We start from the raw sequence: 13,330 nt of genomic DNA, 5'->3' as shown, positions 1-13,330 counted from the left end.
GGCACTTCGTGTCCTCGCTGCCCCCCGCGGGGGCTGATCCGCCTTGGGGCGGCCCGCCGGCGGATCTGATGGCCCTCAAATCCACCATCTTCAAGGCGAACCTCGCGGTCGCCGACATCGACCACAACTACTACGCCGACCATGCGCTCACGCTCGCTCGCCATCCGAGCGAGAACGACGAACGCATGATGGTGCGGCTCATCGCGCTGGCGCTCAACGCCTACAAGCTGCAGAGCGTGTGCGACGGCGACGGCGTGCTGGGCTTCGGCGCGGGGCTGTCGAACCCGGAGGACCCCGACGTGTCGCTGCGCGACTTCACCGGCCGCACGCGCGTCTGGATCGAAGTCGGCCAGCCCGAGGAGAAGCCGCTGATGAAGGCCTGCGGCAAGGCCGACGAGGTGCTGCTCTACTGCTTCAGCCATGCCGCAGGCATCTGGTGGAAGGGCATCGAGAACAAGCTCGTGCGCCTGCAGAACCTCGCGGTGTGGCGCATCCCGAGCGAGACCTCGCAGGCGGTCGCGGCCCTGGCGCAGCGCAGCATGCAACTGCAGGCGACGATCCAGGAAAACGCGCTGATGCTGGGCGACGGCAAGAACAGCATCGACATCGAGCTTCAACGGCTCAAGTAACCGGCATCATCGCGCCGCATTGCCAGCACTGGTCGAAGCCACCTTCGACCAGCTCGCCGCAGCCGCAATGCCAGCGGCGCTGCGGACGGTGCTGCAGGTCGCGCAACGCGGCCTGTGCCTGCGTGAACTGCGCGTCGTCCTCGATCCAGATCTCGGGCAGGCACTGGTCCGGCGGCAACTGGCCGGCCGCCGCACCGAGGTATTCGCGCTGCACCGAGGCCGCGATGCCGTCTTCGTGCAGCGCATGCACCCAGAGCGTGGCGATCGCGAGGTTGGGGGCCTGGGCGAGTCGACGCATCGCGGGGCTCAGGTCGGCGCGTCGTCCGGCGATATCGGCGGCAACGGCGTCCGGGCCTCGCGCGCACGTTCGGCATAGGTGTTGAAGCGCCAGGCGCGGTCTTCCATCGTGATGCGGCGCCAGGTCTGGCGCTTTTCCGCCGGCGTCATGGCGGGCCAGTGCTGCACTTCGCCGAAGCTGCGGCCGCAGCCCTTGCACTCGTCATCGCCCTGGCTGGTCGAACAGATCGCGATGCACGGCGTGTCGATGGTGGTCTCGTACCAGGCCATCCACGCGGCCCACGCCTTGGGGGGAAAGCCGACCTCGTCGACCTCGTCTTCGTGGTGGAACACCATGAGCGCGTAGACCTCCGCCAGCGCGCGCAATTCGGGCCCCAGCGTGATGCCGTCGGGCGAGGGAGTCCTGTCGCGCCAATGGTTGATGGCGGCCTCGATGTCAGTGATGTGAATGGCGGCCATGGTCGAGAAAAACTGCGGAGCGGCATCATAGTGCGGCAAAGTCCCGGGCTCGTCCAAGGTTATGAATCGCTATGCTTTTGAAAGCATCAAAGCTTCTATTCATGCGGCTTTCAGGACGCTTTTCCTTGAAGCACGGGCAAGCCCGGTTGCCAGCCCCGAGCGCAGGATGCTCTAATCCGCGCACGAAGGGGAGTAGCTCCCGCCCGCCGCTCACGCTGCGGGTATCGCCAGGTCGTCAATACGAAGCACAACACTTCCGGCCTGTCGGGCATCGCCATGCGCGTTGCCGAGCAAGACCTTCGATTTGAACCTGGCAGGTTTGATCGAAGCGTTTGCGCGGCCCGTTGACTCTGGTCTTTTCATTCAGTCGCTTCGATCCGATCCGCTCGGCCCCCATCGAAATGCACAGAGGACGCCATGGAAGCTTTTATGACCCCGGAATTCTGGGTCGCGGTCGGTCAGATCATCATGATCGACATTCTCTTGGGCGGCGACAACGCCGTCGTCATCGCGCTGGCCTGCCGCAAGCTGCCACCCGCCCAGCGCACGAAGGGCATCCTGTGGGGAACCGCTGGCGCCATCATCCTGCGCGTCATCCTGATCTTCTTCGCGCTCACGCTGCTGGCCATCCCGTTCCTGAAGATCGTCGGCGCGCTGCTGCTGCTGTGGATCGGCGTGAAGCTGCTGGCGCCCGAGCATGACGACGCGCACGGCAACATCGCCGGCAGCGACAAGCTCTGGGCTGCCGTCAAGACCGTGATCGTGGCCGACCTGGTGATGAGCGTGGACAACGTGATCGCCATCGCGGGTGCCGCACAGGGTGCCGGGGACGGCCACCAGATGCCGCTGGTGATCTTCGGCCTGCTCGTGAGCATCCCGATCATCGTGTGGGGCAGCCAGCTGGTCATCAAGCTGATGGACCGCTTCCCGTTCATCATCACCCTGGGCGGCATGCTGCTGGGCTGGATCGCCGGCACGATGCTGATCTCCGACCCGGCCGTGGTGCGTCTGGACGCCTGGACCTGGGTGCCGAAGATTCCGCAGACCGACACCATCAAGTACGCCGCCGGCATCGCCGGTGCCCTGCTGGTGTTGGCCATCGGCAAATGGGTTGCTTCGCGCCGTCCGAAGGCGCACGATGCAGCCACCGTCTGATCTCGCGACCGAAGTCTCTGCCACTCTAACTACCTGAAGGAGCGCATCGTGGAAAAGATCATCCTGTACGTCGACGACGCGGCCTACGCCCGCGAGTTCCTCGCCAAGGCGCCGGCCGGCACCGTGAGCGCCGGCGCCAAGCACTGGGTGCTGGTGGCCTGCGCCCCGCGCATGACGCACCGCATCAGCAAATGGGTCAGCCACAGCGCCCGCGAGAACTGGCGCGGCAAGTGGTTCGCCAAGACGCAGGACCAGATGCTGCCGCTGCTGCAGCGCTCGGGCGATGCGATCACGCCGGTGCTGGCCCAGGGCTCGCTGACCGACCTCACGCAACGCCTGAAGCAGGAGCACGGTGCAGCGCGCGTCATCGATGCGCGCCGCCCGAAGCTCGGCGTCGACATGGAGCCCGTGTCGCCCGACCAGAAGCCGGCCGGCCACAGCGGCTGGGCACTGCCTGGCGCGACCATGGGCCTGGGCGCCCTGCTGGTGCTGGCGAACGAGCTGGCCGAGTAGATCGGCCCCACGGCACGGGTCCACCGCACCCGTCACGACGGCCGCCTCCGGGCGGCCGTTTCTTTGGGGGCGACGGCCATGCTGGGGTATCCTGCCCGCCATGCGACTTCTCCTACGATGGCTTCTCAGCGCGGCAGCCTTGCTCGCCGTCACCTACCTCTACAGCGGCGTGCAGGTGAGCAGCTTCACCTCGGCGCTGATCGCGGCCGCGGTGATCGGCCTGCTCAACATGGTCGTGCGGCCGGTGCTGGTGGTGCTGACGCTGCCGGTCACCATCGTCACCTTCGGCCTGTTCCTCTTCGTCATCAACGCGCTGATGTTCTGGGCCGCCTCGGGCCTGCTCGGCGGCTTCGTCGTGACCGGCTTCGTCGCGGCGCTGATCGGCTCGCTGATCTATTCGCTGCTGCGCCTGATCATCGAGGCCGCGCTGGGCGGTTTCACGAAACGCTGAGGTTCTCTTCGCGGGCCAGCTGCCCGAGCGTCTCGTAGACGAAACGCGGCGGCTGGATCTCCCAGCCGAAGCGCTCGCGGATGGTCATCACGGCGCGCATCGCGAGCAGCGAATGGCCGCCCAGGTCGAAGAAGTTGTCGCGCAGGTCGACCGTGTGGATGCCCAGCAGTTCGCACCAGACCTCGGCGACGGCGCGTTCGGCCGGCGTGCTCGGTGCCGCGCGGCTGGCACGGTGGGTCGGGCGCAGGTCGACGTGCGGTGCCGGCAAGGCGTTGCGGTCGATCTTGCCGTTGGGCAGCAGCGGCAGCGCGTCCAGCACCACGACGTGCTGCGGCAGCATGTACTCGGGCAGGCGCGTGCGCAGGTGGTCGCGCAGCAAGGACGTGTCGGGTGCTTCGCCGCGCGGCACGATATAGGCCACCAGCCGCACGTCGTCCTCGTGCTGGGCGTGGGTCGCGACGATGCCTTCGGCCACCGCCGGATGGTCGCGCAGCGCGGCCTCGATCTCGCCCAGCTCGATGCGCAGGCCGCGCACCTTCACCTGTCGGTCGAGCCGGCCCAGGTGCTCCAGCCAGCCGTCGTGCCGCCAGCGGCCTAAATCGCCGGTGCGGTAGAAGCGCGCGCCGGGCTCGTCGCTGTCGAGATCCGGCGGAAAGCGGTCGGCCGTGAGTTCGTCGCGCTGGTGGTAGCCGAGCGTGACACCGGCCCCGCCGATGCACAGCTCGCCGGGCACGCCGATCGGGCACAGCTGGCCGTCGGCATCACGCACCTGGATGTCGGTGTTGTCGATGGGCCGGCCGATCGAGATGCCGTCGCGCGGTGCACTGACGCGCCACACGCTCGACCACACCGTGGTCTCCGTCGGCCCGTACATGTTCCAGAGTTCGACGCCACCGGCCAGCAGCCGTTCGGCCAGCGCCGCCGGCAGCGGCTCGCCGCCGATCAGCGCCTTGAAATGCGGCACGCTGTCCGGGCGGCACCAGCCGGCGTCGAGCAGCATGCGCCAGAGCGTGGGCGTGGCCTGCATGACGGTGGCGCGCTCACGCGCGATGAGGTCGCGCAGCGCGTGCGGATCGTGCACCTGCGCCGCGTCGGCCAGCACGACGCGCGCGCCGACGGCCAGTGGCAGCAGCAGCTCGAGCACGGCGATGTCGAAGGACAGGGTGGTGACCGCCACCAGCCGGTCGTCCGCGGCCAGCCCCGGCGTGCGCGCCATGCTCGCGAGGAAGTTGACCACCGCCCGGTGCGGCACCGCCACACCCTTGGGCTGGCCGGTGGAGCCGGAGGTGTAGATCATGTAGGCCGCATCGAGCGGGCCGGCGTCCTGCGATGCATCGGGCGCCAGCGCGTCGCCCTGCCCCGGCGCGACGGGCTGATCGATGTCCAGTGCCAGCACCGGCACGCCGGCCGCGGCGAGCCAGTCCGCCGACACACCGCGCGTGACGAGCGCCGACAGGCCCGCGTCTTCGGCCATGAAGCGCAGGCGCTCCTGCGGAAAGCCCGGGTCGAGCGGCACGTAGGCGGCGCCCGACTTGAGCACGCCCAGCAGCGCCACCAGCAGGCCGGCATCGCGTGCAACGCCCAGGCCCACGCGGTGGCCACGGCCGATGCCGCGGGCACGCAGCGTGCGTGCGAGCGCGTTGGCGCGAGCTTCCAGGTCGCCGAACGACAGCGTGGTGCCCTCTGCGTCGACCAGCGCCACCGCGTCGTCGCCCACCGATCGCGCGCCGAGCAGGTAGTGGTGCACCGTCTGCGTCGCGGGCAACGGGCGCCGCGTGGCGTTCCAGCCATCCCGCAGCAACGCCTGCTGCGACGGCGCGACGATCGGGATCTGCGACAGCGGCAGCGACGGCGTGGCGAGCAGCCGCTCGAGCAGCGCGAGGTAGTTCTCGAGCATGCGCTCGACCGTGGCGTGCGCATACAGGTCGGTCGAATACTCGAAGTGCACGCGGTGGGTGAACTCGGTGTCGATGTGCACCGACAGGTCGAACTGCGCGGTGGCCCGGTCGAACGGGAACTCCTCCACCTCCAGGCCGGCATGGTCGAGCCGGCCGAGCGGCGCGTTCAGCACGTTGAAGAGCACGCGTACCAGCCCTTCGGGATGCACCGCGCGGTCATGGCCGAGCGACTCGACCAGTTCGTCGAAGGGCGCTTCCTGGTGCGCATACGCTTCGATGGCGGTGGCGCGCACGCGCTGCACCAGCGTGTCGAAGCTCGGGTCGCCGCCGAGGTCGGTGCGCATCACCAGCGTGTTGACCAGCGTGCCGACCAGGTGCTCGGCCGCGAAGCGGTGGCGGTTGGCGACCGGCGTGCCCACGGCGATGTCGGTGCTGCGTGCCTGGCGCGTGAGCATCAGCTTGAAGGCGGCCAGCAGCACGACGAAGGGCGTGACCGAGACGTGCGCGCCGTAGGCCCGGATGGCCGCACGCAGGGCGACCGGGAGCGTGGCGGAAACGCGCGCACCGCGGAAGCTCGGGCGTGGCGGGCGGGCGAAATCGGTCGGCAGGTCGAGCGGCGCCAGATGGGCCAGCCGCTGGCGCCAGTAGTCCATCTGCGGCCGGCGCTGCGCCACCGACGACGGGCTGCGCTGCCAGGCGGCGTAGTCGGCGTACGCGACCGGGATGGGGTCGAGTTCCGGCTCGCGCCCGGCCTGCCAGGCCGCGTAGACGGTCAGGGCCTCGCGCATCAGAACCGCGAAGGACCAGTTGTCGGCGATGGCATGGTGCATCACCCACAGCAGCACCTGGTCGTTGGTGCCCAGGCGCAGCAGCGTGGCGCGATGCAACGGCGCGCGGTCGAGCGCGAAGGGCGTGTCCAGCCGCTCGGCCAGCAGGGTGCGCGCCTGCGCCAGCCGGTCGGGTCGCGCGGAGAGGTCGATCTGCTCGATCGGCGCGGGCGCCGACGGCTCGATGACCTGCATCGGCTCGGCACCTTCGAGCACGAGGCGCGTGCGCAGGCTTTCGTGGCGCTCGACCATGTGGTCGAACGCGCGCTGCAGCAGCGCCACGTCGAGCGCACCGCGGATGCGCAGCGAGACCACGACGTTGTAGGCGGTGGAGGCCGGGTCGAACTGCTGGATGATCCACATGCGCCGCTGCGACAGCGACACCGGCAGCGGCACGCCACGCGACACGCGCGCGATGGCCGCCGGCACGGCGGGCGCGACGCCACCATGCTCGGCCAGCAGCCGCGTGACATGGTCGGCCAGCGCCGCGACGCTGGTGTGGTCGAACAGCGCGGCGAGCGGCAGTTCGAGCCCGAGTTGCTGGCTCACGCGCGACGCCACCTGGGTCATCAGCAGCGAGGTGCCGCCCAGCTCGAAGAAGTTCTCGTGCACGCCGAAGGCGGTGCTGTCGAGCACCTCGCGCCAGATGTCCCAGACCGCCTGCTCGGCGGCGTCGCGCGGCATCTCGTGCATCGAGGGCACGACGGCACTGTCAGCCGCCTCGTCCACGCTCGGCAGCACCGCCTCGCGCGTGACGGCCGCCTGGATGTCGAGCGTGCCGTCGAGGTAGCGCTGCCGGGTGGCGCGCCGCTGGATCTTGCCGCTGGAGCTGCGCGGCAGCGAGCCGGAGCGCACCAGCACCACGGCCTCGACCGGCAGGCCGTGCGCCTCGCCGATGGCGCGCCGCACGGCGGCCGCTGCGGCCTGGGCGGCGTCGTCGCGGGTGCGGCGCTCGGTCTCGAGCGCCAGCACCAGCGCCTCGCCCTCGGACGTTTCGACCGAGAAGGCCGCACCGTAGCCGGGCCGCAGCGCCGGGTGCGCATGCTCGGCCGTCCATTCGATGTCTTGCGGGTAGTGGTTGCCGCCGTGGACGATCAGCAGGTCCTTCAGCCGGCCGGTGACGAAAAGCTCGCCGTCCTCCGCCAGGAAGCCCAGGTCGCCGGTGCGCAGGAAGGGGCCGTCGACATCGGCCAGGCGCGCGCCGAAGCCGGCTTCGGTCAGTTCGGGCTGGCGCCAGTAGCCATGACCAACACTGGGCGACTGCACCCAGATCTCGCCCACCGCATCGGCCGCCGCCACCGCGCCGGTCGCCGGGTCGACGATGCGCAGCGTGGTGCGCGCGAGCGGCAGGCCGCAACCGACGAGGCGGACCGCCGCCGTTCCGTTGCCCCGTGCGGGCACGACGCGGTCGTGCTGCAGTGCCTGGGCGTCGAGAGCCATCAGGCGCGGTGGGTGATCGGACGTCGACAGCGTGACGCCCAGCACCGTCTCGGCCAAACCGTAAGCGGGCATGAAGGCCTCGGGGCGCAGGCCCGCGGCACCGAACACGTCGAGCACGCGCTCGACGGCATCGGCGCGCAGGGGCTCGGCCCCGCAGCTGAGCGACACCAGCGACGAGAGGTCGCTGGCCAGCGGGGCGCCGGCGAGCGCACGCAGACACGCCACGTACGCCGACATCGGCGCGCCGGTGTGCGTGATGCCCAGCGCACCGACCGCCTCGAGCCAGCGCAGCGGGCGACGCAGGAAGGTCAGCGGCGACATGAGCCAGCTGGTGGCGCCGGCCTGAAATGGTGCCAGCAGCCCGCAGACCAGGCCGTAGTCGTGGAAGTGCGGCAGCCAGTTCAGCGTGCGGCTTCGGGCGTCGACCCGTCCGGCGGCGTTGAGCGCCTGCACGTTGGCCAGCGCCTGCGCATGGCTGATGCGCACGCCGCGTGGCGCGAGCGTCGAGCCCGAGGTGTACTGGAGATAGGCCAGCGCGTCGCCGGCGACGAAGGGCAGTTGGCCGGGCATGCCGGGTTCGGCGGCCTCGAGTTCGGCCGTCGAGATCCAGCGCGCCGCGGTGAACAAGGCGGGCTCGAAGGCCTGGCGCGCGCCGTCGAGCAGGTCGGCGGCGGTCCACACCAGCGTGGCGTCGGTGTCCTGGAGGATGCCGCGCAGCCGCGGCGCCGAGCGCAGCAGCCGCACCGGGTCGGGCGCGGGCACCGGCACGGCCACGCAGCCGGTGAGCATGCAGGCCCAGAACGCGCGGACGAAGTCGAGTCCGGGCGGCAGGGCCAGCAGGACGCGGTCGCCGGGGCGGGCCAGCGCCGCCAGGCGCACGGCCAGGCGATGGCAGTCGATGGACAGGTCCCCGTAGCTCAGTTGCTCGCCAGCGGACAGGTCATCTTTCAGGAAGATGTAGGCAGGCCGGTCGGGGTGCTTGGCGCAGCCCGACTCGAAGACGGCAGACAGGGAACTCGGCGATACGAGTCCTGCGTCATGGTTCATGGTGTCAGCGCAAGGGCGGTTCGGCCTGCTGCTCTCGCAGCAGGGCTTCGACGGCGCGCGCCCGGGTATCGATGATGGAGGCCTCGTAATGATCGACGGTGCCGCCTGAGCCTCGCGCCGCCATGTCCTGGGCGGCTTTGAACCGGTCGCGTGCCGCTGCATAGTCGAGCACAGCTACGTTCGCTTCGGCGTAGGCGCGTACCGCACGCAAGGTGTCGTTCTGTGCGCTATACACGGAAGCGAGCATTTGCCACGCCCCGGCATCACGCGGATGGGTCGCGACCCAGTCGCGCAACGGGGCAACGGCGGGTTCTGGTTGGCGCGTGGCGACGGCCGCCTGGGCCGCGAGCAGCATGTCGGCACGTGCCTTGGCGCGCACGTCGAGCAAGGCGGCCGCCTGCGGGGCAGCGCCTGCGGCAAGGTACAGCTCGGCGCTGAGGAGGCGCGCCAGGCGCGCCGACGCGGGGTCGCCCGCGGCGAGCGTGGTCAACCGGTCCGAGAGCGCACGGGCCGCCCGCTGATCGCGCAGTTCGTTGGCCGCCAGCGCCGCCGCGGCGAGCATGCCGGCCTGCTGCGCCGGCGAGCGCCGCGCGAACTCGGTGCCCGAGGCGGCGTCGATCCACAGGCGCAGCACGTCGACGCCGGGGCGCGACAGCACACGGGCCCGGGCGGCGACGATGGCGTGCTCCATCCGCAGCGCAGGTGCCGCCGCGGTGCGCGGGCCGGCCGGCCGCACCGCGCCGGCCAGCCCCAGGCCGGCGCTCGCATCTTCCGGCGCCGCGGCGTCGCCGCGGAACTGGAAGCGCGCCTGCATGTCGGAGATGCGTTCGCTGTTGAGCGGGTGGCTGCGCAGGTACGGGTAGGAGCCGTTGTCGTTCAGGCGCGAGGCGTACTGCAGCTTCTCGAACATCGAGGCCGCGCCCTGCGGTGCGAAGCCGGCCTGCGTCATCACGCCGAAGCCGACGCGGTCGGCCTCGCGTTCCATGTCGCGCGAGAAATTGAGCTGGTTCTGCATCGCCATGGCCTGGCTGCCCATGATCACGGCCTGCCCCGCATCGCCGCTGCCGCTCTTGGTGGCGGCAATCATGCCGAGCACCAGGGCCGCCAGCATCAGCGGCATGTCGCGGCTCTGCTTGGCCATGATGCGGGCGATGTGGCGCTGCGTGACGTGCGACAGCTCGTGGCCCAGCACCGTGGCCAGTTCGTCGCGGCTGTCGGTGACGGCGATCAGCCCCAGGTGCACGCCCAGGTAGCCGCCGGGCAGCGCGAAGGCGTTGATGCTGCGATCGCGCCCGAGCAGCACCGCCCACGCAAAGCGCTCGTCGAGTTCGGGCGTGAGTTCGCCGCGCACGCGCGCCGCAGCCAGCAGCGGCTGCCAGATGGCCTGCACGTAGTCGACCAGCACCGGGTCGTCGATGTAGTCGGGGTCGCGGTAGAGCTCGCGGGCGATCTGGTCGCCCAGCCGGCGCTCGGCCGCGGCCGTCATCTCGCCGCCGTCGCCCAGGCCCGGCAGCAGCTGCGCCTGCGCGGCCGGCAGCACCAGCGCCTGCGACGCGACCCACACGGCCAGGGCCGCCGCACGCAGCGTGCGGCGCAGCGGCCGGCGGCGGTTCAGGGGGCGATCAACGGCGGTCGGGCGCGGCATGGCGTTCGTCATCTTCAGGAAGCGGTGGGCTCGTATGATGCACACCCTTCGGGAACGTTCACCATGAGCCCACTCACCCACTTCGACGCACAAGGCCAGGCCCACATGGTGGACGTGGCCGCCAAGCCCGCCACGCACCGTGTGGCGGTGGCCACCGGCCGCATCGAGATGCAGGCCCACACGCTGGCGCTGATCGAATCCGGCACCGCCAAGAAGGGCGACGTGCTCGGCATCGCGCGCATCGCCGGCATCCAGGCGGCCAAGAAGACCAGCGACCTGATTCCGTTGTGCCACCCGCTCGCGCTCACCCGCGTGGCCGTGGCCTTCGCGCTGTCCGAAGGCGGCGTGCCCCAGGTGGTGTGCACCGCGACCGTCGAGACGGTCGGCCCCACCGGCGTCGAGATGGAAGCCCTGACCGCCGTGCAGGTGGCGCTGCTCACCATCTACGACATGTGCAAGGCGGTCGATCGCGCGATGACGATCACGGACGTGCGGGTGTTGGAGAAGCACGGCGGCAAGTCCGGGAGCTACGTGGCCGACTGAGGTGCCGCGGCCGGCCGCACCGCGGCGGGCGCGGCCAGGGTCTGGCGGTAGATGGCCTCGATGCGGTCGAGCGCCGATTCGGAATCGAAGCGGCGCACCTGCGACAACCCCTGGTCGATGGCGAGCTGCCGCTCGAGCGGCGACAACGCCACCACCTTCGCGATCACGACGGCGGCTGCCGCCGTCCACGCCGCATCGGCGGGCGCGTTGGCGTCGGCAGGCGGGACATAGAACGCGGCCTGGCCGCCGACCTCGTTCATCGGCGCGGCATCGGTCGTGATGACCGGGCAGCCCGAGGCCATCGCTTCCGCAATGGGCCAGCCGAAGCCTTCGGCGATCGACGGGAAGAGGAAGGCGGTGGCGGTGCCGTAGAGGCCGATCAGCACGTCGTCGTCGACCCGCGACAAAAAGTGCACCTCGCTCGGCGCATGCATCGCCAGCCGCTGGCTGGCCAGCGCGTCCGGCGGCGGCGGGCCGACCATCAGCAGCGGCAGGCCTTCGGGCGTGCTGCGGCGCCAGCGGTCGACCATGGCGAGCACGCCGGCGCGGTTCTTGTACCAGACGTTCACGCCGACATGCAGCAGGAAGCCGCGAGACAGGTCGATGCCCAGCCGGCGCCCGAGCGCCGCACGCTGGGCCGTGATGTCCTGCGCCGGAACGAACTGCGGATTGACGCCGTTGTAGACCACCTCGATGGTCGGTGCCGGCCCGACGAAGCCGCGCAGGTCCTGCTCGGTCTTCTTCGAGATCGCGATGAAGCGCCGGCCCTGCGCGAAGCCCCGGCGGATGTAGCGCTGGTACAGCCGGCCGCTCAGGCCTGTCGGGTTCAGCGGCACCCGGCCCAGGGCTGAATGCTGCGCCAACAGGTCGTGGCAGTGGATGACATGCGGCCGCGATGCCACCAGCGGCACCCACGGCCCGAGCGAATGGTCGCTGAAGACATACAGCGTGTCGGCCGGCTGGGCCGCCATCTGCCGGCGCACCCAGCGCGGGAAGACGAGGAACTGGTCGAGGTAGCCCATCCACTTCTTCAGGCGCCCGGGCACCGGCAGCGCATGGAAGCCCGGCTGCGGCGCCCAGATGCGCACCGTGTGGCCGCGCGCGGCCATGCCGTCGGCCAGCCACTGCGTGTAGCGCGGCATGCTGGCCGAACCGAGGAAGGTCGGATGCGCGAAGAGGACGATGTTCATGCGGCGGCACCCATGGGTTCGTTCTGCACCGCGCGCAGGGCGCGCAGCAATCGCTGCGCCGCCTCGCCGGCGGCGAAGTGGCGTCGGTAGGCGGCGAAGGCCGCCACGCCGCGCGCCGAGCGCTCGGCCGGCGACAGCGCGAACCAGCGCGTCAGCAGGCGGGTCACGCCGGCGGCGGTGTCCTCGTCGACCAGACCGCCCGGCGCGCATTCGCGCCAGATGTTGACCTGCGGACTGATCAGCACCGGCTTGCCGCAGGCCATCGCCTCGACCACGGCGATGCCGAAGTTTTCCTGGTGGCTGGGCAGCACGAAGGCGTCACACCCGTAGAGCGCGCCCCACTTCTCGTCGCCGCCCAGCATGCCGGGGAAATACACGTCGGGTTGGCCGTCCGCCGTGGCGAGCAGGCTGCGGCCATGGTCGCTCTCGAGGCCCGGGCCGGCGATCACCAGGGCCGGCATGTCGGGCCGCTCGCGCCGCAGTTCGAGGTAGGCGCGCAGCAGCAGGTCGGTGCCCTTCTTCTCGTGGACGCGACCGAGGAAGAGCAGGTAGGGCTTGTCGCCCAGGCCGGGGCAGCGGGCCGCGAAGGCGGGCGCCATGGCGGCGGTGAGCGGCGGCGGCGCCTGGATGCCGAAGCCGACGTCGAGCTCGCGCTGCGGCCGGTAGGGCGAAAAGGGCTCGCGGGCCAGCAGCAGTTCCTGCGCGCAGGTGAAAAGCACGCCATCGGCACCGTTGACCGCGGCGCCTTCGAACAGCTTCCACGCCAGCACGTTGCGAAGCGCCTTCCACCGGCGCTCGGGGGCCTTCTGGAAATAGGGGTCGAGCATGCCGTGCGGCATCACGTAGAAGCGCGGGGCCGCTGCCGACTGCGCACGCCGCAGCTGCCGCAACACGCGCCAGGTGCCAGCGTTGTTGTGCAGCCAGAGCCCCTGCGCGATGACCGCGTCGAAGCGCGAGACGTTCTCCTCCAGCCACGGCCGCAGGGCGGCGCAGTAGGCGTAGGGCCCCTTGGCCGGGCCGATGGCGTGGATGGGAAAGTCGTCCTGCCCGAGAAAGCCCGCGTCGGACGCGTCGAAGCTCAGCACCTCGCTGTGGACGCCGAGCGCCGCCAGTGCGGGCACCAGGTTGCGGACGCCCTGCGACAGCCCGCCTTTGACTGGGTCCATGCTGGAAATGACGCTCAGGATCTTCATGCGGGGCAAACGATAGGCAGTCGAAAGTTTACATTTTGACCCA

The 13,330-nt window shown here is 70.6% G+C and carries 11 protein-coding genes; 5 read left to right on the top strand and 6 right to left on the bottom strand.

Annotated features, from left to right (window positions below):
* Positions 1-68: 68 nt before the first annotated feature.
* Entirely contained in the window at positions 69-629 is a 561-nt protein-coding gene (locus ACSFA2_RS09800; protein WP_435455138.1) for a YaeQ family protein, read from the top strand.
* Here the strand turns inward: ACSFA2_RS09800 and ACSFA2_RS09795 are convergent.
* Together ACSFA2_RS09795 and ACSFA2_RS09790 are read right to left on the bottom strand one after the other, a co-directional pair.
* Entirely contained in the window at positions 622-927 is a 306-nt protein-coding gene (locus ACSFA2_RS09795; RefSeq protein ID WP_435455137.1) for a DUF2007 domain-containing protein, read from the bottom strand. The two genes, ACSFA2_RS09800 and ACSFA2_RS09795, sit on opposite strands and share 8 nt — an antisense overlap.
* Before the next feature lie 8 nt (positions 928-935).
* A complete protein-coding gene (locus ACSFA2_RS09790; RefSeq protein ID WP_435455136.1) occupies positions 936-1,385 on the bottom strand; it encodes a DUF3717 domain-containing protein in 450 nt (149 codons plus the stop codon).
* Between the two features lie 417 nt (positions 1,386-1,802).
* Between ACSFA2_RS09790 and ACSFA2_RS09785 the strand changes: the two genes are divergently transcribed.
* The 3 genes from ACSFA2_RS09785 (at position 1,803) to ACSFA2_RS09775 (ending at position 3,504) form a co-directional block, all read left to right on the top strand.
* Positions 1,803-2,540 (top strand): TerC family protein, encoded by a 738-nt coding sequence (locus ACSFA2_RS09785; protein ID WP_435455135.1) that lies wholly within the window; start codon positions 1,803-1,805, stop codon positions 2,538-2,540.
* A 48-nt stretch (positions 2,541-2,588) separates the two neighbouring features.
* On the top strand, positions 2,589-3,053 hold the full coding sequence (locus ACSFA2_RS09780; protein WP_435455134.1) for a hypothetical protein: 465 nt from the start codon (positions 2,589-2,591) through the stop codon (positions 3,051-3,053).
* Between the two features lie 100 nt (positions 3,054-3,153).
* On the top strand, positions 3,154-3,504 hold the full coding sequence (locus ACSFA2_RS09775; RefSeq protein WP_435455133.1) for a phage holin family protein: 351 nt from the start codon (positions 3,154-3,156) through the stop codon (positions 3,502-3,504).
* On the opposite strand, the gene ACSFA2_RS09770 is transcribed toward ACSFA2_RS09775, so the two are convergent.
* Together ACSFA2_RS09770 and ACSFA2_RS09765 are read right to left on the bottom strand one after the other, a co-directional pair.
* A complete protein-coding gene (locus ACSFA2_RS09770; protein WP_435455132.1) occupies positions 3,491-8,716 on the bottom strand; it encodes an amino acid adenylation domain-containing protein in 5,226 nt (1,741 codons plus the stop codon). The two genes, ACSFA2_RS09775 and ACSFA2_RS09770, sit on opposite strands and share 14 nt — an antisense overlap.
* 4 nt (positions 8,717-8,720) lie before the next feature.
* A complete protein-coding gene (locus ACSFA2_RS09765; RefSeq protein WP_435455131.1) occupies positions 8,721-10,361 on the bottom strand; it encodes a M48 family metalloprotease in 1,641 nt (546 codons plus the stop codon).
* Between the two features lie 63 nt (positions 10,362-10,424).
* On the opposite strand from ACSFA2_RS09765, the gene moaC reads away from it, so the two are divergent.
* The gene (gene moaC, locus ACSFA2_RS09760) at positions 10,425-10,904 is read left to right on the top strand and encodes a cyclic pyranopterin monophosphate synthase MoaC (RefSeq protein WP_435455130.1); all 480 of its coding nucleotides are present in this window, start codon (positions 10,425-10,427) and stop codon (positions 10,902-10,904) included.
* Here the strand turns inward: moaC and ACSFA2_RS09755 are convergent.
* Both ACSFA2_RS09755 and ACSFA2_RS09750 read right to left on the bottom strand, forming a co-directional pair.
* Positions 10,889-12,094, bottom strand: coding sequence for a glycosyltransferase family 4 protein (locus ACSFA2_RS09755; protein ID WP_435455129.1), 1,206 nt, complete (start codon positions 12,092-12,094; stop codon positions 10,889-10,891). The genes moaC and ACSFA2_RS09755 overlap by 16 nt on opposite strands.
* Positions 12,091-13,287, bottom strand: a complete 1,197-nt coding sequence (locus ACSFA2_RS09750) for a glycosyltransferase (protein ID WP_435455128.1) — start codon at positions 13,285-13,287, stop codon at positions 12,091-12,093. Before ACSFA2_RS09750 ends, ACSFA2_RS09755 begins: the two co-directional genes overlap by 4 nt.
* Positions 13,288-13,330 lie beyond the last annotated feature (43 nt).

This window comes from Variovorax cryoconiti, assembly GCF_051216395.1.
In the GTDB taxonomy this organism is placed as follows: domain Bacteria; phylum Pseudomonadota; class Gammaproteobacteria; order Burkholderiales; family Burkholderiaceae_C; genus Variovorax.
This window is presented reverse-complemented; position numbering and strand designations above follow the sequence as displayed.

Bases quoted from the DNA above. Each gene is read 5' to 3' on its own strand.
- ACSFA2_RS09785 (WP_435455135.1), top strand. From the start codon at position 1,803: ATGGAAGCTTTTATGACCCCGGAATTCTGGGTCGCGGTCGGTCAGATC.
- ACSFA2_RS09750 (WP_435455128.1), bottom strand. From the start codon at position 13,287: ATGAAGATCCTGAGCGTCATTTCCAGCATGGACCCAGTCAAAGGCGGG.
- ACSFA2_RS09790 (WP_435455136.1), bottom strand. From the start codon at position 1,385: ATGGCCGCCATTCACATCACTGACATCGAGGCCGCCATCAACCATTGG.
- ACSFA2_RS09775 (WP_435455133.1), top strand. From the start codon at position 3,154: ATGCGACTTCTCCTACGATGGCTTCTCAGCGCGGCAGCCTTGCTCGCC.
- ACSFA2_RS09795 (WP_435455137.1), bottom strand. From the start codon at position 927: ATGCGTCGACTCGCCCAGGCCCCCAACCTCGCGATCGCCACGCTCTGG.
- ACSFA2_RS09765 (WP_435455131.1), bottom strand. From the start codon at position 10,361: ATGCCGCGCCCGACCGCCGTTGATCGCCCCCTGAACCGCCGCCGGCCG.
- moaC (WP_435455130.1), top strand. From the start codon at position 10,425: ATGAGCCCACTCACCCACTTCGACGCACAAGGCCAGGCCCACATGGTG.
- ACSFA2_RS09755 (WP_435455129.1), bottom strand. From the start codon at position 12,094: ATGAACATCGTCCTCTTCGCGCATCCGACCTTCCTCGGTTCGGCCAGC.
- ACSFA2_RS09800 (WP_435455138.1), top strand. From the start codon at position 69: ATGGCCCTCAAATCCACCATCTTCAAGGCGAACCTCGCGGTCGCCGAC.
- ACSFA2_RS09770 (WP_435455132.1), bottom strand. From the start codon at position 8,716: ATGAACCATGACGCAGGACTCGTATCGCCGAGTTCCCTGTCTGCCGTC.